The 16,349-nt window shown below is 62.7% G+C and carries 14 protein-coding genes; 7 read left to right on the top strand and 7 right to left on the bottom strand.

From position 1 onward, the window contains the following. Positions 1 to 46: 46 nt before the first annotated feature. Together ABTW55_RS18950 and ABTW55_RS18945 are read left to right on the top strand one after the other, a co-directional pair. Positions 47 to 1,492 (top strand): serine/threonine-protein kinase, encoded by a 1,446-nt coding sequence (locus tag ABTW55_RS18950; protein ID WP_060421570.1) that lies wholly within the window; start codon positions 47 to 49, stop codon positions 1,490 to 1,492. Positions 1,493 to 1,635: 143 nt separating this feature from the next. Further along, entirely contained in the window at positions 1,636 to 3,564 is a 1,929-nt protein-coding gene (locus ABTW55_RS18945; RefSeq protein ID WP_033653607.1) for a type VI secretion system Vgr family protein, read from the top strand. A 191-nt stretch (positions 3,565 to 3,755) separates the two neighbouring features. On the opposite strand, the gene sbmC is transcribed toward ABTW55_RS18945, so the two are convergent. The 5 genes from sbmC to rclC form a co-directional block, all read right to left on the bottom strand. Continuing rightward, entirely contained in the window at positions 3,756 to 4,223 is a 468-nt protein-coding gene (gene sbmC, locus ABTW55_RS18940; RefSeq protein ID WP_060421573.1) for a DNA gyrase inhibitor SbmC, read from the bottom strand. Between the two features lie 22 nt (positions 4,224 to 4,245). Further along, the gene (kynA, locus tag ABTW55_RS18935) at positions 4,246 to 5,088 is read right to left on the bottom strand and encodes a tryptophan 2,3-dioxygenase (RefSeq protein ID WP_033635042.1); all 843 of its coding nucleotides are present in this window, start codon (positions 5,086 to 5,088) and stop codon (positions 4,246 to 4,248) included. Between the two features lie 147 nt (positions 5,089 to 5,235). Further along, complete coding sequence (gene rclA / locus ABTW55_RS18930) at positions 5,236 to 6,573, bottom strand: reactive chlorine resistance oxidoreductase RclA (protein ID WP_060421575.1); 1,338 nt, start codon at positions 6,571 to 6,573, stop codon at positions 5,236 to 5,238. Between the two features lie 37 nt (positions 6,574 to 6,610). Beyond that, positions 6,611 to 7,027, bottom strand: a complete 417-nt coding sequence (locus tag ABTW55_RS18925) for a DUF302 domain-containing protein (RefSeq protein WP_060422329.1) — start codon at positions 7,025 to 7,027, stop codon at positions 6,611 to 6,613. Between the two features lie 35 nt (positions 7,028 to 7,062). Beyond that, positions 7,063 to 7,635 carry a reactive chlorine resistance membrane protein RclC gene (gene rclC / locus ABTW55_RS18920; RefSeq protein WP_089185404.1) on the bottom strand — a complete coding sequence of 191 codons (573 nt, stop codon included), beginning with the start codon at positions 7,633 to 7,635 and terminating at the stop codon, positions 7,063 to 7,065. 137 nt (positions 7,636 to 7,772) lie between these two features. Between rclC and ABTW55_RS18915 the strand changes: the two genes are divergently transcribed. The 5 genes from ABTW55_RS18915 to ABTW55_RS18895 all read left to right on the top strand — a co-directional run bounded on the left by ABTW55_RS18915 (position 7,773) and on the right by ABTW55_RS18895 (position 12,600). After that, positions 7,773 to 8,648 (top strand): AraC family transcriptional regulator, encoded by an 876-nt coding sequence (locus tag ABTW55_RS18915; protein ID WP_048321737.1) that lies wholly within the window; start codon positions 7,773 to 7,775, stop codon positions 8,646 to 8,648. 159 nt (positions 8,649 to 8,807) lie between these two features. Then, the gene (locus tag ABTW55_RS18910; protein WP_060421580.1) at positions 8,808 to 9,845 is read left to right on the top strand and encodes a LacI family DNA-binding transcriptional regulator; all 1,038 of its coding nucleotides are present in this window, start codon (positions 8,808 to 8,810) and stop codon (positions 9,843 to 9,845) included. Positions 9,846 to 10,115: 270 nt separating this feature from the next. Continuing rightward, on the top strand, positions 10,116 to 11,351 hold the full coding sequence (locus ABTW55_RS18905) for an MFS transporter (RefSeq protein WP_174158565.1): 1,236 nt from the start codon (positions 10,116 to 10,118) through the stop codon (positions 11,349 to 11,351). A gap of 21 nt (positions 11,352 to 11,372) precedes the next feature. After that, on the top strand, positions 11,373 to 12,134 hold the full coding sequence (locus ABTW55_RS18900; protein ID WP_060421585.1) for an SDR family NAD(P)-dependent oxidoreductase: 762 nt from the start codon (positions 11,373 to 11,375) through the stop codon (positions 12,132 to 12,134). A gap of 49 nt (positions 12,135 to 12,183) precedes the next feature. Then, positions 12,184 to 12,600 carry an RbsD/FucU domain-containing protein gene (locus tag ABTW55_RS18895; RefSeq protein ID WP_041035686.1) on the top strand — a complete coding sequence of 139 codons (417 nt, stop codon included), beginning with the start codon at positions 12,184 to 12,186 and terminating at the stop codon, positions 12,598 to 12,600. Between the two features lie 94 nt (positions 12,601 to 12,694). On the opposite strand, the gene ABTW55_RS18890 is transcribed toward ABTW55_RS18895, so the two are convergent. Both ABTW55_RS18890 and ABTW55_RS18885 read right to left on the bottom strand, forming a co-directional pair. Further along, positions 12,695 to 13,711: a fimbrial protein gene (locus ABTW55_RS18890; RefSeq protein WP_060421588.1), complete on the bottom strand. Its 1,017-nt coding sequence runs from the start codon at positions 13,709 to 13,711 to the stop codon at positions 12,695 to 12,697. A gap of 26 nt (positions 13,712 to 13,737) precedes the next feature. Continuing rightward, a complete protein-coding gene (locus tag ABTW55_RS18885; protein WP_080431176.1) occupies positions 13,738 to 16,290 on the bottom strand; it encodes a fimbria/pilus outer membrane usher protein in 2,553 nt (850 codons plus the stop codon). Positions 16,291 to 16,349 lie beyond the last annotated feature (59 nt).

Below are 16,349 nucleotides of genomic sequence, written 5' to 3'. Positions count from 1 at the left end.
CGTGGCCGCCGAGACGGCGGCCCTTTGAACACAGAGAGTCATCACTATGTCGGGAACCGGGATAACCAAACCGAATTCGAACAGCCTGCCGAGCGGCTATCGATTCAACGAATTCGAGATCCAGGAAGCGATCGGCGAAGGCGGCTTCGGCATCGTCTACCGCGCCTACGATCACCAACTGGAACGCACCATCGCCATCAAGGAGTACATGCCGACCTCGCTGGCGAAACGCAACGACGATCTCAGCATCGGGCTGCGCGGCGAGCGCTTCGGCAAAACCTTCCAGGCCGGGCTGAACAGCTTTATTCAGGAGGCGCGCCTGCTGGCGCGCTTCTCGCACCCCGGCCTGCTGCACGTGCTGCGCTTCTGGGAAGAGAACGGCACCGCCTACATGGGCACCCAGTTTTACAGCGGCACCACGCTGAAGAACCTGCAGGCGCAGCAGCCGGAGAAGATCGACGAGGCGTGGATCCGGCGGCTTCTGCCGCCGCTGTTCAGCGCCATCAACACCATCCATCAGGAAGGCTACCTGCACCGCGACATCTCGCTGGATAACATCCAAATCCAGGAGAGCCAGCTGCCGGTACTGCTGGACTTCGGGTCGGCGCGCAAAGAGATCGGCAACCTGTCGGACGAAACGGAAATCATGCTGAAACCGGGTTTCGCGCCGATCGAGCAGTACACCGAGAACAGCGACGGCGAACAGGGGCCCTGGACCGATATCTACGCGCTGGGCGCCGTGCTGCACACGCTGATCGTCGGTTCGCCGCCGCCGGTCAGCGTGGTGCGCAGCATCGAAGACAGCTATCAGCCGCTGGCCGAGCGCCGCCCCGCCGGCTACTCGCCGGAGCTGTTGCGCACCGTCGACCGCGCGCTGGCGCTGAAACCGGAGGACCGCCCGCAGACCATCGATGAAATGGCCGAGCTGTTGCATCTGCCGATCGCCGATGAAAATGAAATCATCAGCACCCCGGCCGCCGCGCCGGAGAACCTGCTGGTGGCCGCCAACCCGGCTGCTGCCGCCGCGGCCGCCGGCGCCGTTACCGCGCGCAGCACCCAATTCTCGCGGCCGATGATGGCCGGCGCCGGCGTCGCGGCGCTGCTGGCGATCGGCGCCGTCGCCTGGCTGAGCGGCGGCCAGGATGATACCCAGGCCGTAGCACAAAACACCGAGACGTCACCGGCGCAGAAAACCCTGACGGAGCAGCCGAGCGCGCCGCAAACCGCGCCATCTGCGCCGGTGGAACCGCAAAAGGCGGCGCCGCCACCGCAACCGGTAGCGCTGGTGTACTTCAAACTGCAGCCGGGCGAACAGGTCAGCCTCGACGGCAAGCCGCAGCAGGTGACGCCGGGCGAAAACGGCTTCGCCAGCCTGAATCTGGCGCCGGGCCGTTATCAGCTGGAGATCCGCCACAACGATCGGCTCCGCCAGCAGCAACTCAGCATCGACAACGCCGGCACCTGGCTGGTCAATCCGGCCACCGCCGGTTAATCCCGTTCTGCCCCCCCGCCGCGGCGGGGGTTCCCCTTTTTCATGAGACTGACGCACCACTGCCCACCATCATTGGCCGCGCGGCAAGGCCGCTGCAAGGTCGGGGTATGCAGGGCACGACGTCAATCACAGAGGATGTTCTCATGTTGGATCGCATTATTGCGCACACGCCGCTGGGCCAGGAGCAGCTGCTGTTCCGCTCGCTGGACGGTATCGAGGCGCTTTCCACCCCTTTCGACTTCTCTATTGAATTGCTGAGCACCGACGCGCGGCTCGATCGCAAAGCGCTGCTCGGCCAACCGCTGACGCTGGAGATCCCGACTCAGGGCTTTCTCAGCGCCCCGCGCTACCTGAATGGCAAGATCACCGCCATCGCCGTCAGCAGCGAAGAGATCGGCGGCACGCGCTACGCGGTGTATAACCTGCACGTGCAGCCGGATCTGTGGCCGATGACCAAGGATCGCAACTTCCGCATCTTCCAGGAACAGACGGTGCCGCAGATCGTCAAGACTCTGCTGGCGGAGCACAACGTGCAGTTGGAAGATCAGCTGACCGGCGACTATCGCCTGTGGGGCTACTGCGTGCAGTACAACGAAAGCAGCTTCAACTTCATCAGCCGCCTGATGGAGTTGGAGGGCATCTATTACTATTTCAAACACGAGATGGGCAAACACACGCTGGTGCTCGGGGATGCGCCCCACCACCACCAGCCCTATCCCGGCTACGAGATGATCCCCTACCACCTGACGCCGTCCGGCGGCAGCACCAGCGAGGAAGGCATCAGCCAGTGGACGTTGTCCGATCGCGTCACGCCGGGCATCTACAGCCTGGACGACTACGATTTCCGCAAGCCGAACGCCTGGCTGTTCCAGGCGCGGCAAAACCCGGTCTCGCCGACGCCGGGGCAGATCGACGTCTACGACTGGCCGGGCCGCTACACCGAGCATCAGCAGGGGGAGTTCTACGCCCGCGTGCGCCAGGAGGCCTGGCAGGCTGAGCATCAGCAGATCCGGGGCACCGCCACCGCGATGGGCATCGCTCCCGGCAGCACCTTTACGCTGTATAACGCCCCGCACGCCGACGACAACCGCGAGTACCTGACGCTGCAGGCCAACTACCATCTGAAAGAGAACCGCTACGCCAGCGGCGACGATCAGAGCAGCGAACACCGTATCGACTTCACCGTGCTGCCGGCGGACGTGCCCTGGCACCCGCCGCAGCAGGCCACCTGGCCGAAAACCCACGGGCCGCAGACCGCCCGGGTGGTCGGCCCGGCCGGCGAATCAATTTGGACCGACAAATACGGCCGCATCAAGGTGAAATTCCACTGGGACCGCTTCGGGCCGAAGGACGACGGCAGCTCCTGCTGGGTGCGCGTCTCCAGCGCCTGGGCCGGCCAGGGCTACGGCGGCGTGCAGATCCCGCGCGTCAACGACGAAGTGGTGGTGGACTTTATCAACGGCGATCCGGATCGGCCGATCGTCACCGGGCGCGTTTATAACGAAGCCAGCATGCCGCCGTGGGCGCTGCCGGCCGCCGCCACCCAAATGGGCTTTATGAGCCGTTCCAAGGACGGCACCGCCGACAACGCCAACGCCCTGCGTTTCGAAGACAAGGCCGGCGCCGAACAGGTGTGGATCCAGGCGGAACGCAACATGGACACCCAGGTCAAAAACGATGAGAGCCACAGCATCGCTAACGACCACACCCACCTGGTGGGCGGCAACCAGATCAAACGGGTGGTGCTCAATCAGGCCAGCGGCGTCAAAGGCGAGGCCTCGGCGCTGACCGGCAAAACGCGCAGCGACGCCGTGGTCAACGCCTTTACCCTCGGCTCCGGCGAATCGCTGCGGCTGGAGTGCGGCGAAAGCGTGATCGAGCTGCTGGCGAACGGCCAAATCAACATCACCGGCACCAGCTTCAATATCACGGTGAAAGAGGACGGGGAGATCAATACCGGCGGCCAGCTGGATCTCAACCAGCCCGGCGGCGCCGCGCGCACCGCCGCGCCGGGCGGCGGCCATCAGGCGGCGATCCAGAGCGCCGTCGATCAGCTGTTCCCTAAAGAGTAGCCAAGTGGCACGCAGGGAAAGCCGGTTAACGCCGGCTTTCGGGCGGCGGCGCCGGCAAAACCGGCTGCCGCTGTAACCCCTTTTGGCAAGGAGGCGAATGCGCTGGCGGCAAAGTCACCGACGTTTAGCCAAAACAACGGGCTGAAGCTGTCCCGTTCATCGATTCAGCCTTCCTTATCATCAACGCCCCCTCACCACTTCTTCACCGTCTGGTAAATATCGAGGTCGAAATAGCCGTCGGCTTCGCAGTCGTTGCGATAGTGCTCATAGCTTACCCCCTCAACCGGCTGATAGCCGCTGGCCGGCAACAGCTTCTGGTAGAACTCGCCCCACACCCGCTCGAAGTCGCCATCGCTGATGCGCACGTGGTAGACCGCGTACTGCCCGGCGGGCAGCGTCTGCACGGTAACGCCCTCGCTGCCCGCCGGCAGCGCGAAATCGTCCGCCACGCTCATCACCACGTCGGCGCGCAGCTTTTCCGGCGCCACTTCCGCCGGATCGTCCCAATACAGCACCAGCCATTTGCCGAACGGCACGCCGTGGCGCTGCCGCCATGCCAGCAGTTGCTGCGAGCCCTGTGGGATCGTCTGCGGATACGGCCCCACGACTCTCACCCCCACCACCTTCTCCGCCGCCTTATCGATAATCCTCACGCTCATCGCCCTTCCCCCTCACATTGTCTCAGGCGCCGATTTCGGTGCGCACGTCCAGCAGCTCGGGGAAAAAGGTCAGATCCAACGCCTTTTTCAGGAAGCTGACGCCGCTGGAACCGCCGGTGCCCGACTTAAAGCCGATAATCCGCTCCACCGTTTTCATATGACGGAAGCGCCACAGATGGAAGCTCTCTTCGATATCCACCAGCTTCTCCGCCATTTCATAAGCTTCCCAGTAGGTTTGCGGGTTGTCGTAGATCACTTTGAACGCCGGCAGCAGATCCGGGTTGCGCTGGTAGGGCTGCGTCCAGTCGCGCTCGAGGCACTCCTGCGGGATCGGCAGGCCGTGGCGTGCCAGGTACAGCAAGTATTCGTCGTACAGGCTCGGTGCTTCGAGGATCGCCTTCAACGCGGCGTGTTTTTCCGCGTCGCTGCTGAACACCGCCAGCATCGCCGCATTCTTGTTGCCGAGCAGGAACTCGATCGAGCGATATTGGTGCGACTGGAAGCCCGACGAGCTGCCCAGCACGTCGCGAAACTCGACGTACTCCGACGGCGTCAGCGTTTCCAGCACCGCCCACTGTTCGAACAACAGCCGCTGGATCTGTTTGACGCGCGCGAGGATTTTGAAGCAGTGGCTGAGTTTGTCCTGCTGCACCAGCCGCAGCGCCGCCTGCAGCTCATGCAGCATCAGCTTCATCCACAGCTCGGAGGTTTGGTGCTGTATCACGAACAGCATTTCATCATGATGCGGCGGGTTGGAGAGCGGGTGCTGGCAGTCCAGCAGTTGGTCCAGGCACAGGTAGTCGCCGTAGCTCATGCGTTTGGAAAAATCGGTGACAATCGCGCTTTCTAATTCCCGTTTGTTCATCTGTGATCTCCGTTGCGCCCAGCGCCACATCGGCCTGGAACGTGCCGCAAAGAGAAAACAATAGTACAGAACCCGCCGCCCCGAAGGGCGATAAACGAGAGGTGCTTCGCAGATCTCACTCATCTGCGCCGCCCCTCTCGCCCCGCTTTACCCTATCAGCCCAAACAGGTCGTTGAGCGACTCGCTCATGGTCGGATGGGTGAACAGCTGATCGCGCAGCCGGGTATAGGGCAGCCCGGCGTCCATCGCCGTTTTGACGATGTTGATCATCTCATGAGCATCGCGGCACAGCAGCGCCACGCCGAGGATTTGGCCAGTCTGCGCATCGACCACCGCCTTCAGCAGGCCGCGCGTGTCGCCCAGCACGCGGGCGCGCGGGATCGCCGCCGCCGGCAGAGTGGCGACCTTAATGTCGCGCCCCTGCTGCCGGGCCTGATCTTCGCTGAGGCCGATACGCGAGAAGCTGGGGGTGATGAACACCGAGTAAGGCACCGCGCCGCGATCGGCCGTGCTGCGTTTACCCGCGCCGAACAGGCTGTCGCGCACAATGCGGAAATCGTCCAGCGAGATATAGGTAAACTGCGGCCCGCCGTTGACGTCCCCCAGCGCCCAAATATGCGGCACGCTGCTGCGCAGTTGCGCGTCCACCCGCACGGCGCCGCGCTCATCCGTCTCAACGCCGGCGCGCGCCAGCTGCAAACCTGCGGTGTTCGGCGCGCGCCCGGCCGCCACCAGCAGCGCATCGAACGACTGCACGCCGCCCTGATGCACCACCTCAACGCCCCCTTCCACATCGCGCACCTGCTTCACGCCGGCGTTAAACGTGAAGCTGACCCCGGCGTCGCTCAGGATTTGCTGTATCGCCTGCGCCATATCGCGGTCTTCCCGGCCGAGCAACGCATCCGCCTCTTCGAATACCGTCACGGCGCTGCCGAACTGCGCGAACATCGAAGCGAACTCCAGCCCGATATAACCGCCGCCAATAATGCCCAACCGCGCGGGCCGCTGCGTCAACTGCAGCAGGCCGGTGCTGTCGTAACTCCGCTGCGAGCGATCCAACCCGTCGATCGCCGGCCAGCGGCTGACGGCCCCGGTGTTGATGAAGATGCGCTCGCCGCTCAGCACCTGCGTTCCCGCCGCGCCCTGCACGCTGATGCGATGCGGATCGATAAACTCCGCCCGTCCGTCGATCACCGTGACCTGTTCAAGCCCCGCCAGGTTTTGATAGTTTTTCTCCCGCAGCAGGCCGGTCACCTGCCGCTTGCGCGCCATCGCCTGGCTGAACGCCTGTTCGCCCGGCCCGTGAAGCTCGGCATCGTGCACCAGCGTTTTGGTCGGGATGCAGCCGATGTTGATGCAGGTGCCGCCATACATCTGCGCCGACGCCTCCACCATCGCCACGCGCCATCCCTGCCCGGCCAGAAAGGCCGCCAGCGTTTTGCCGGCCTTGCCAAAACCGATGATAATCGCCTGATAATCGTACATTGTGTCGCCTCGTCTCGTGATGTTCATCGCCGGTCAATCAGCGTATTGCGGCCTCAATTAGCCGCTCCAGCGGCCTCAGCGCCGCGATCTGTCGTTCGTCGGCCCCGGCGCTCCGCTTCAGACTTTCCGCCGGGTGGTAGCTGACCTGCGTTTTGCCCCGTTCGTCTTGCGCAATCAGCACCCTGAACGGCAGATCCAGCGCCAACGCCGGCCGCGCCAGCATCAGCGGCGTGCCCGCCAGCGGGTTGCCCAGCACCAGCACCGTGGTGGGCGGCATCGCCAGATGATGCTCACGCGCCGCTTTCGCGTGATCGAACTCGGCGAACAGCGTCACGCCCTTCTGCTCGGCCGTGCTGATAATGCGCTGACGCGTTTGCTGATAAGCGTAGGCGCTCTCTACCGTTCGGATTTCTTGCCCCATCGTCCCCTCCGCCACGGCAGAACAGGCCAGCATCATCAGGCTGCCGGCCACGGCCCGGTTCATGACGCTCATGCGACCTTCCCCCGCCACTGTTTCTCGAGCAAACTGCGCGCCGAATCCGCCATGATCATCACCGCGCCCGCCAACATCAGGGTGTCCTTCAGCACCAGACGCCCGGCGCCGGAGAGATAAGGGAAACCGTGATGCGCATCGCCCAACGCGGGCACCCAGGCCTCCGGGGTGGTAATCAAAAAGGTCAGCGTCACCAGCGGCGTGCAAAAGGAGAGCATGCCGCCCAATAGCCCCAGCCATTTGGAGAACGGGTTGGCCAGCACCAGCAGCGCGATCGCCACCTCCACCACGCCCAGGCCGTTGGAGAAGCCATAGGTATTGTTGGCCTGCTGCCAGGCGCGGGCGGCGAGGTTCAGTTCGCCTTCGTGCGTTAGGTGCGCCTGATAGTCCTGCGGCATGTCATAGAAAAACGACATCAGCGGGCTGTTGGCGACGAACGGCGTGATGCTGTCCGCTTCGTAAGGGATGAATTTGAGCAGGCCAATCCATAAGAAAACGATGGCGATGCTGAGGCGAATCAGCGTTAATCCCAGCTTGTCGCCCTTGCTCAGAAAGAATAGTATTTTCATTACCGGCTCCATGTCATTGATAACTCATGCATCGCAGCGGCGCCCTCCGCATCGCTGCACTATCGAACCGATCTTAGTGCTTCGCATTACGCCGGCCCATTGCCGAAACAATCAGCTTCTTAGCCAGGAGTCTCAAAATGGATCCGCTCAGCCAACTGTTGATGCTTAACGACATGCGCGGTTATGTGGCGCGCGATTGCCATTTCAGCGGCGAGTGGCGCTCGCCGCATGCCGCCGGGGAGTGGAGTCAGATCCGCTGGCACATGGTGCTGGCGGGCAGCTGTCGGCTGGAGATCCCCGGCGGCCGGCCGGTACCGCTGGAGCAAGGCAGCCTGCTGTTCTTGCCGCACAACTCCGCCCACCGCCTGCTGCCGGAGAGGGCCGACAGCGCCACGCACCTGCTGTGCGGCGTGCAAATCTTGCCGCACAGCGCGTCGCCGCTGCTGGCGAGCCTGCCGGAATGTTTGTTGTTCAACAGCCGCCAACAGGGGCGGCTGGCGCTGCTGCAGGCGACCGGCCAGCTGCTGAGCGATGAGTTCAGCCAACAGGGCCAGGGGCACAACGCCATTGTCAGCCAGACCATGGCGCTGCTGTTCGCGCTGGCGATCCGCGCCTGGCTGGCCCAGCCAAATCAGAGCGGCAATCTGGTCGCCGCGTTGCTGCATCCGCAGTTGGGCAACGTGGTTGAACAGATGCTGCGCCGCCCGCAACATCCCTGGACGCTGGTTGAACTGAGCAAACAGGCCCATATGTCGCGCGCCAACTTCGCCCGCGTCTTTCGTCAGGTCACGCAGCAAACGCCGCTGCAGGCCCTTACCGCCATCCGCATGCAGCTGGCGGCCCGGCTGCTGGCGCGCCAGGCGTTGCCGCTGAGCCGTATCGCCGAACAGGCCGGCTATTCGTCGGAGGTGGCGCTGCACAAAGCCTTCACCCGCCACTTCGGCCTGACGCCGGGAAAATTCCGCCAGCAGGCCGCCGATGCGCCGCCGGACGCTTGCCCGATCCCGGCGTAACCTCCCACCCCGCCTTACTGTTTAGTAAACAACTCGGCCGCCGCCTGACAACTCTCACAAATGCGCGATCCCATGCGGGTTTCGCCCCGGTTGCGGCTTGCCTGCGCCTGTCTTCCCTTATAGATTGCAGGCTAACGGCAGGCAGCAAGGTATCGGCAAATGGCAAATATTCGAGATGTCGCACGGTTGGCCGGCGTCTCTATCAGCAGCGTGTCGAACCTGCTGAATAATCGCAGCCACCAGATGAGCGCGCAGACCCGTGAGCGCATCGAACAAGCGATGGCAACCCTGGGGTATCGGCCGGCCCGAACGGCGGCGTTACCCGCACCGCAGGCGAAGATCATCGGCCTGCTGCTGCCGTCGATCGTCAACCCGAGCTTTTCGGCGCTGGCGCATGCGGTCGACGGTGCGGCGCGGGCTCACCGTTACCGCGTCTTGCTCGGCAACGCCTACCGCCAGGAACAGGAAGAGGCCGCGTTTATCGACGATATGTTCCTGCACGGCGTGCGCGGCATCATCGTGGCGGCGAGCGACATTCGCCAGACTCATTTTGTTCGGGCCGCCGAGCGAGGCATGAAGATTGTCAGCTACGACAGCCCGTTCGCCGAGCCGATGGCCACCGATACCCGGCTGTTCGACAGCGTGTCGATGGACAATATCGCCGCCGGGCGCCTGGCCGCGCAGCACCTGCTCGAACGCGGCTGCCGACACATTGTGTTCGCCACCGAAGCGACGCTGACCGTCGGGCGCAGCCACAAGATCGACGGTTTTCTAAGTGCGCTGGGGCACAGCCTGAGCGAACGCCAACGGGTGATCGAAGGTAAAGCCAACAGCGCCTACGGCGACACGGAAATGTTCGAATTAGGGCTGACGCTGGCGCCGCGCGTGCTCGCGCTGACGCCGCGCCCGGACGGCATCGTGGCGATTAACGATGCGCTGGGCATCGGGCTGATGGTGGGGCTGCGCGCCGCCGGCGTCCAGGTGCCCGCAGACATCTCGGTGATCGGCATCGACAATATCGCGCTGGCCGGCCTGGCCGAACCGGGGCTGACGTCCGTCAGGCCGCCGCTGGCGGAGATGGCGCAGCTGATGGTCGAGCGCCTGATCGGCCGCATCAACGATGATGCGCAACCGCCCGGCGAGTTTCTCTTCCCGCCGACGGTCATCAGCCGGCGCTCGGTCAAAGCCGCCGGCTAACTGAAATAACAGCGTCTTCCCCAGGCGATGCGCCGCGGCATCGTCCGGATCGGTGTCAGCCAAAACAAAGGAACAGGCCGTCGCGCTTAAGGGATGCCCGCGCCTCAATGAATCAGCGTCGTGCCGTTATTTAACGTTCAGCTCAGGGTAATGAGCCGGGCCTCTATTATTCCGATTAACCACATTGGAAATATCAAAATGAAAATAAGCAAGCCGCAGGATATTGAACGCAGCGCTATCAGGAAATTGACGCTGCATATTGTCCCCCTCATGATTTTATTGTATTTCCTGGCGTTTCTCGATCGCAATAACATGGCCTACGCCGCCAAAGCGCTGGAAGATAACCTGGGCCTGACCGCCTCGGCCTTCGGCTTCGCCTCCGGGATTTTCTTTATCGGCTATTTCCTGTTTGAAATACCCAGCAACGCCGGCACCATTAAATTCGGCCCGCGCATCTGGTTCGCCAGAATATTAATTTCCTGGGGCATCTTCGCGACCCTGCTCGGCTTTGTGCGCACGCCGCTGGAGCTGTATATCTGCCGTTTTATGCTGGGCGTATGCGAAGCCGGGTTCTTTCCCTCGGTGGTGTATTACTTTACGGTGTTCTTCCCGGAAAAATACCGCACCAAAATCCTCGGCATGTTCATCATCGTCCAGCCGCTGTCCAACGCCGTCGGCTCGCCGATTTCCGGCTTTATTCTCAATATTCAGCATGACTGGTTCGGGTTCGCTCCCTGGCAGCTGCTGTTTATCCTCGAAGGGTTGCCGCCGATCGTCATCGGCCTGCTGATCCCGTTCCTGATCAAGAACTCGCCCAAGGACGTCGGCTATCTGAACGTGGAGGAAAAGGCCTGGCTGATGAGCAACGCCGGCCGCTCCAAATCCGGCTCTAAAATCACGCTGGGCGACTTCCTGAAAGGGATGAAAAACAAGAAATACCTGCTCTACGCGCTGCTCAACTTCGGCATGGTGTGCGGCATTTACGGCTTCGGCACCTGGCTGCCGTCGATCATTACCGCCCTCTCCGGCAGCGATATCTTCCGCGTCAGCCTGCTGGCACTCATTCCCTACGGCCTGGCCGCGCTGCTGGTGTACCCGTGGAGCCTGTGGGCCAGCAAAACCAAAAAGCTCGGCGTATTCGCCGGCCTCAGCATGGTGGTCGCCGCTATCGGCCTGATGGGGGCGGTGACATTTTTTAAATACGATCCGCTCGTCGCGCTGTCGTTCCTGTGCATCGCCGCCATCGGCATCTACACCGCCGTACCGCCGTTTTTATCCATGCCCGCCAATATTTCCACCGGCGCGGCCGCGGCAGCCGGGCTGGCGGTGGTCAGCTGCATCGGCAATATCGGCGGCTTCGTCGCGCCTTATGCGGTGGGCGTGTTGAACGATCTGACCGGCAGCAGCGCGCCGGGGCTGTTTTTCCTGGCCTCGTGCCTGTTGGCCACCGGGTTGATCTGCATTTTCTACTGCGCGAAACAGCGTGAAGGCGTCATCAATACTTAACGAACCAATAAGGAGTCAATCATGGGCGATCTTGCGGGCAAAAAGGTGTTTATCACCGGGGCGGAACAGGGCATCGGCCGCGCCACCGCAGAGCGGCTGATCAAGGCCGGTTGCGACATCTATTTTCACTATCACAGCGACGAAAGCGGCCCTAAAGCGCTGGTGGCGCTGGCCCATTCATTGGGGCAAAAGGCCGCTTACGGCTACGCCGATCTCATCGATAGCGACGAAACGCGGCGCTGCGTTTCGGCCGGCGCCGAGTTTCTCGGCGGCATCGACATTCTGGTCAATAACGTCGGCGGCATCGTCGGGCGGAAATGGCTGGGCGAGATCGACCGCGCCTTCTGGCAAACCGTGATCGACGTGAACATGACCACCATGCTGAACGTCACGCAAAGCGCGCTGCCGTTCCTGAAGGCGGCAAACGGCGCCAGCATCGTCAACCTGGCGTCGCAAGCCGGCCGCGCCGGCGGGCACTCCGGCTCGCTGGTCTATTCCGCCACCAAGGGCGCGGTACTCACCTGGACGCGCTCGCTGGCGGCAGAGCTGGGCGAACACGGCATCCGAGTGAACGCGGTGGCGCCCGGCCTGATCCTCGGCACCCGCTTCCATAATCGCCACACCACCCAGGCATCGGCGGAGGAAACCGTTCGCGCCATCCCGCTGGGCCGTGCAGGCACGCCGGACGACGTGGCGCGCGCCATCACCTTCCTGGCGGCGGAGTACGACGGCTTCATCTCCGGCGCCACCCTCGACATCAACGGCGGCATCTACCGCATGTAATTCAACCGCGGGCGGCATGGCTGCCGCCCCCTCATTCAGGAATCGCTTTATGATCAAATCCGCCATCACCCACCCGCCGCTGCTCGCCGCGCTGGCGCAATGCGGGCATAAAACCCAGGTACTGATCGCCGACGGCAACTACGCCTGCGTGACGCACGCGCCGAAAGACGCCACCGTGGTCTATCTGAACCTGGCGCCCGGCACGCTCGCCGCCCCGCCGATCCTGGAAAAACTGCTGGCCTGCATCAACGTGGAAAGCGCGGCGCTGATGGCCTGCCCGCCGGACTTCACCAACACCATCGAAGCCGAATACCGGCAACTGCTGCCGGCGCAGTGCCCGGTCGAACACCTGCCGCGCGAGGCGTTCTACGCCGCGGTCAAATCGGATCGGACGCTGCTGGTGATCGCCTCCGGCGAGCAGCGCCGCTTCGCCAACCTGCTGCTGACGGTGGCGCCGGGGGGGTGAACAGCGTGAAGAAATTGAGGATGAGAAAGAGGGGGGGATCCCCCTCTCTTGTCGTTACCGGTTCGCTCGATTTTTCCCATGCGCCAACAAGGCGTCAGTTATAGGTCATGGTGAAGGTGGCAGTGCCATTGGCCTGACCGGCGATTACCCGAGCGTTAGTCTGATAATAGCGGGCGGTAAAGGGATACCATACTTGACCACCGGTTCCTGGATAGGTGCCGAGCAACGTTTGCGTACCGAATTGCACAGGCGCACCATGGTTGTCCAGCACTTCAATCCCCACCCCGCTGGCGGCGATGCCGATACTGGCCGGATCGATCGCCATCACACCCGCCACACCAGAAGCGTCAGCCGTCGCATCAATCGTGATATTGACACGGGTACCGGCATCACAAAGCAGGGGAATAAAAAACGAAGTAGGTGCAGTTCTAAATCCCACGCCGGTAAACTCGCTGCGTTTGATATTTCCCATCGGCACCTGAATGGTGGTATTGGTCACCGAACAGGCCACGGTATTCACATTCGATTCGCCAAAGCTGAAGTTATAAACGTAGGTTCGGCTCACGATGCTGGCCCGAATGCGCCCCGGAATCGTTAACCTGCCGCTGCCGGTGGTGGTGGCGACCTTCACCAGTTCAAAGCGAGTGGCGCCGCCCCAGGACGCACCGCAATACCGCCGCCAGGTCGTTGGCGTATCGGCAACACATCCCCCCCAAGTAGCGTCTCGAGAGAAATCCCCGGTAAATCGCAGGCCATAACCTCCGCCAGGCGTGACTACCCGCATCGCCAACCCCGTGATCCCTACGCTAAACAGTTGCTCGCCGTTATACCTGACGGTGGTGGTGCCTTCCGCCGACCAACGCATGGTTTGAACCACAGATTCATCGCAGTGAACGAAGTTGCCGCGGCTGCTGAGGGAATTTGAAGAAATCGACGCCACCACGCTGCCCACCGGTGCATCGCGCTGGACGATCACATCGCCGAAGTTGATGGATTCGCCGTCCGTCGCGCTGCCGGATAAAAAGGTACAGGTGGCTTGCGCCGCGCTCGAACACAGCCCCAGCAGCGCGAACAGCCCTCCCGCCGCCAGCGTTTTCATCTTAATCATCATGTTATCTACTCTCATCATTCGTTGAATTACCGGCACACGGCCGTAACCGGCAGCACCGCGGCGGCGGCCTCCGCCGACGGTAGCGTGAATGCAACCTGACACTGCTGGCTGGCGGCATTGCCCCACTTCACCTGCAGCTGCCCCTGCTCCGGCACGCCGCTCAGGTACAGCTGGCCATCCGGCCCGACGATGCCGCTGTTCTCCAGTGCGCCAGCCTCCTGCTGCAGCGCGGCAATGGCCCCAAACGGCACCGGTTTGCCCTGATAGCTCAGCGTCATCAGCACGCGGTTGCCTACGCGAGTTTGGAAATCCGCCAGCACCAGTGCCCCCTGGGTTGGGATCACCGTCTGGGTATTGGTGTCGATGTCCACATCACCGCCCAGCGTTTCTGTGTCCAGCGCGATGCGGTTCTTGCGATAGGTGCCGACATAAGGCACCACCGCGTAGCCGCGCCAATCGGTACGCACGCCGGTATTGTTCTGCACTTTCGCCCCCGCCGCGCCCGGCGCCCGCACCAATGCCAGCGTATCCCCTTGCTGCTGCGAGAAGGTCACGCCGTAAGGATGCGCCACAATCCCCCCCTGCAGGCCATAGTTGATCTGCCGCGAGTCGCGGGTGTAGCTGTACCCGGCCTGCATTTCGCCATAGGTGCCCTTGTAGTTGGCGCCGAGACTGCCGCTGGCGCCGTCGCCGCGGTTGCCGTAGCTCTGCTGGAGGCTATAGCTCAGGTTGTTATCCGCCAGTGCAGTGCCGTTCAGCCCTATCTGCTGCGCCGTGCTGCCTCGCTTGCTGCTGTTCAGGCTGTAACTGGCCCAGCTGTTGGGCAACCACTTGCTGAGCGGCACCTGCACGTTGAACGCCACTTGCTGGTCATTGGGGTTGTTGCCCGGCGTCTGGCTGTAGGTGTAGTTCAGCCCGTAGGCGATGCCGTCGTAACTCAGGTTGTAGCCGGCGCTCAGGCTGCGCTCATAGCCGCCCTCTCCCCAGTAGTCCTGCTGGTAGGCCGAGAGCGAAAGGCTGCCATACTCCCTGAAGGCCTGGTTGATGTTGATCTGCGCCCGGCTGCGTTTGTTGTAGTTCTGCCGCCAGTCGTTTTCGTTATACCCCCCCAACTCATTGGCCTCCTGGAAGTCATAGAAGCCGCGGGTCGAGTAGCGGTAGCCCGCCAGGGTGAAAGTGGTGTTGGTAGCCTCAACGTCTTTGGCGTACTGGAAGCGGTAAGACTGGCCGCTGTGGCGGCTGCCGTCGCGCAGCTCGGTTTTCGCCTGCGTGATATCCATCGACAACGAGCCCCAAACGCCAAAGCCGTGTCCGACCCCAAGCACCTGCGCATTGTAGCGGTCGGCCAGCAGCAGACCGCCGTAGGCCGTGGAGTCATGCGGCAGGCCGTAGATCAGGGTTCCCTGGCCAAAGGTGGGCGTCAGCGCCGCATCGGTGCCGGAACGAAACTCCCCGGCGGTGAAGGCGTATTTCATCCGCCCCTCGCGCAGCATCACCGGCACGGCGGCGAACGGCTGTACAAAGTGACGCTCGGCGCCGCTGGCCTCGGTAATGGTCACCTCCAAATCGCCGCTGGAGGCGGTCGGATACAGATCGGTTATCGCAAACGCACCTGGCGAAACATAGGTCTGGTAAATGATGTAGCCGTTTTGACGCACGGTCACCTGGGCGTTGCTCTGGGCGATGCCACGCACCACCGGCGCAAAGCCTCTCAGGCTGTCTGGATACATGTTGTCATCGGAAGCCAACTGCGCCCCGCGGAACTGTACGCTGCCGAACACATCGCCTGGCGTCGCGCTGTCGCCCAGCGTCAGTTGCCCTTTCAGCGATTGAATATCACGCTGCAGGTAGGTATTGACGTTATCCCAATGCCGCTGACCGTTGCCTTCGTTGTAGGTCGAATAGTTACGCAGCCGCCAGGCGCCCAGATTCAGGCCGGAACGCAGGTTGAGGTAGTAATTGTCCTCGGCGCCGGCGCCTTTGTGCCGCTGGGTATTGGCGCCGCTGAACGTGTAGTTGAGCAACGCCGCCGGCATGCCCTGATCCCACTGTGCCGGATCGACATAGCCGCGCGCCTCGCTGGTCAGCGCCGCCTGCGGGATGCTGAGGTTCAAACGCTGCTGGCTGAAGTCGAACTGACTGTCGGCATCGGGGATATAGTGGCCGAGATCGTTCAGCGGCAGTTTGGGCGGCAACTGTTGCAAGGCCGGGAAAGCGTCCACTTTCACGCCCATGGCGTCAAGCTGCGTCGGCGTCAGTTCCGGTCGCAGTTTGCCCGCCACCTCAACAAAGGTGACATCCCGGGTCTCGATCTGATTGCCGTTGAGATAAATATCCACTCGGTAGACGCCGGGAAGTTGCCCGCCGCGCACCGAAAACTGTTCCAGTTCGAGCGCGGAGGCGGCGCTGTTTCCCAGCTCCAACGCGGCAGGGTTAAAGTAATCACGCGCCTGTACGGTCGACGCCGCAAAACCCAGCGCCAACAGCGACGGCATCATCACCGCCAGACGGGTTCTCTGACTGCGCTCGATACCTGCGGCAGCGGGACGGGTGATCCGATTACGGTGCTGTTTTTCCATAACAAAAACGTTCTCCCCCTACGACGGCAAAAGGTTCCCCTCCCACGCGTCGTTATGGG

It is taken from the genome of Serratia sp. SM04 (assembly GCF_040280225.1).
GTDB classification, from domain to species: domain Bacteria; phylum Pseudomonadota; class Gammaproteobacteria; order Enterobacterales; family Enterobacteriaceae; genus Serratia; species Serratia sarumanii.
Note: the sequence above shows the minus strand (reverse complement) of the source record. Positions and strands in the feature narration are given on the sequence as shown.

Coding starts and splice junctions, on each gene's coding strand:
- ABTW55_RS18950 (WP_060421570.1), top strand. CDS start 47: ATGTCGGGAACCGGGATAACCAAACCGAATTCGAACAGCCTGCCGAGC.
- ABTW55_RS18945 (WP_033653607.1), top strand. CDS start 1,636: ATGTTGGATCGCATTATTGCGCACACGCCGCTGGGCCAGGAGCAGCTG.
- sbmC (WP_060421573.1), bottom strand. CDS start 4,223: ATGAGCGTGAGGATTATCGATAAGGCGGCGGAGAAGGTGGTGGGGGTG.
- kynA (WP_033635042.1), bottom strand. CDS start 5,088: ATGAACAAACGGGAATTAGAAAGCGCGATTGTCACCGATTTTTCCAAA.
- rclA (WP_060421575.1), bottom strand. CDS start 6,573: ATGTACGATTATCAGGCGATTATCATCGGTTTTGGCAAGGCCGGCAAA.
- ABTW55_RS18925 (WP_060422329.1), bottom strand. CDS start 7,027: ATGCTGGCCTGTTCTGCCGTGGCGGAGGGGACGATGGGGCAAGAAATC.
- rclC (WP_089185404.1), bottom strand. CDS start 7,635: ATGAAAATACTATTCTTTCTGAGCAAGGGCGACAAGCTGGGATTAACG.
- ABTW55_RS18915 (WP_048321737.1), top strand. CDS start 7,773: ATGGATCCGCTCAGCCAACTGTTGATGCTTAACGACATGCGCGGTTAT.
- ABTW55_RS18910 (WP_060421580.1), top strand. CDS start 8,808: ATGGCAAATATTCGAGATGTCGCACGGTTGGCCGGCGTCTCTATCAGC.
- ABTW55_RS18905 (WP_174158565.1), top strand. CDS start 10,116: ATGATTTTATTGTATTTCCTGGCGTTTCTCGATCGCAATAACATGGCC.
- ABTW55_RS18900 (WP_060421585.1), top strand. CDS start 11,373: ATGGGCGATCTTGCGGGCAAAAAGGTGTTTATCACCGGGGCGGAACAG.
- ABTW55_RS18895 (WP_041035686.1), top strand. CDS start 12,184: ATGATCAAATCCGCCATCACCCACCCGCCGCTGCTCGCCGCGCTGGCG.
- ABTW55_RS18890 (WP_060421588.1), bottom strand. CDS start 13,711: ATGATGATTAAGATGAAAACGCTGGCGGCGGGAGGGCTGTTCGCGCTG.
- ABTW55_RS18885 (WP_080431176.1), bottom strand. CDS start 16,290: ATGGAAAAACAGCACCGTAATCGGATCACCCGTCCCGCTGCCGCAGGT.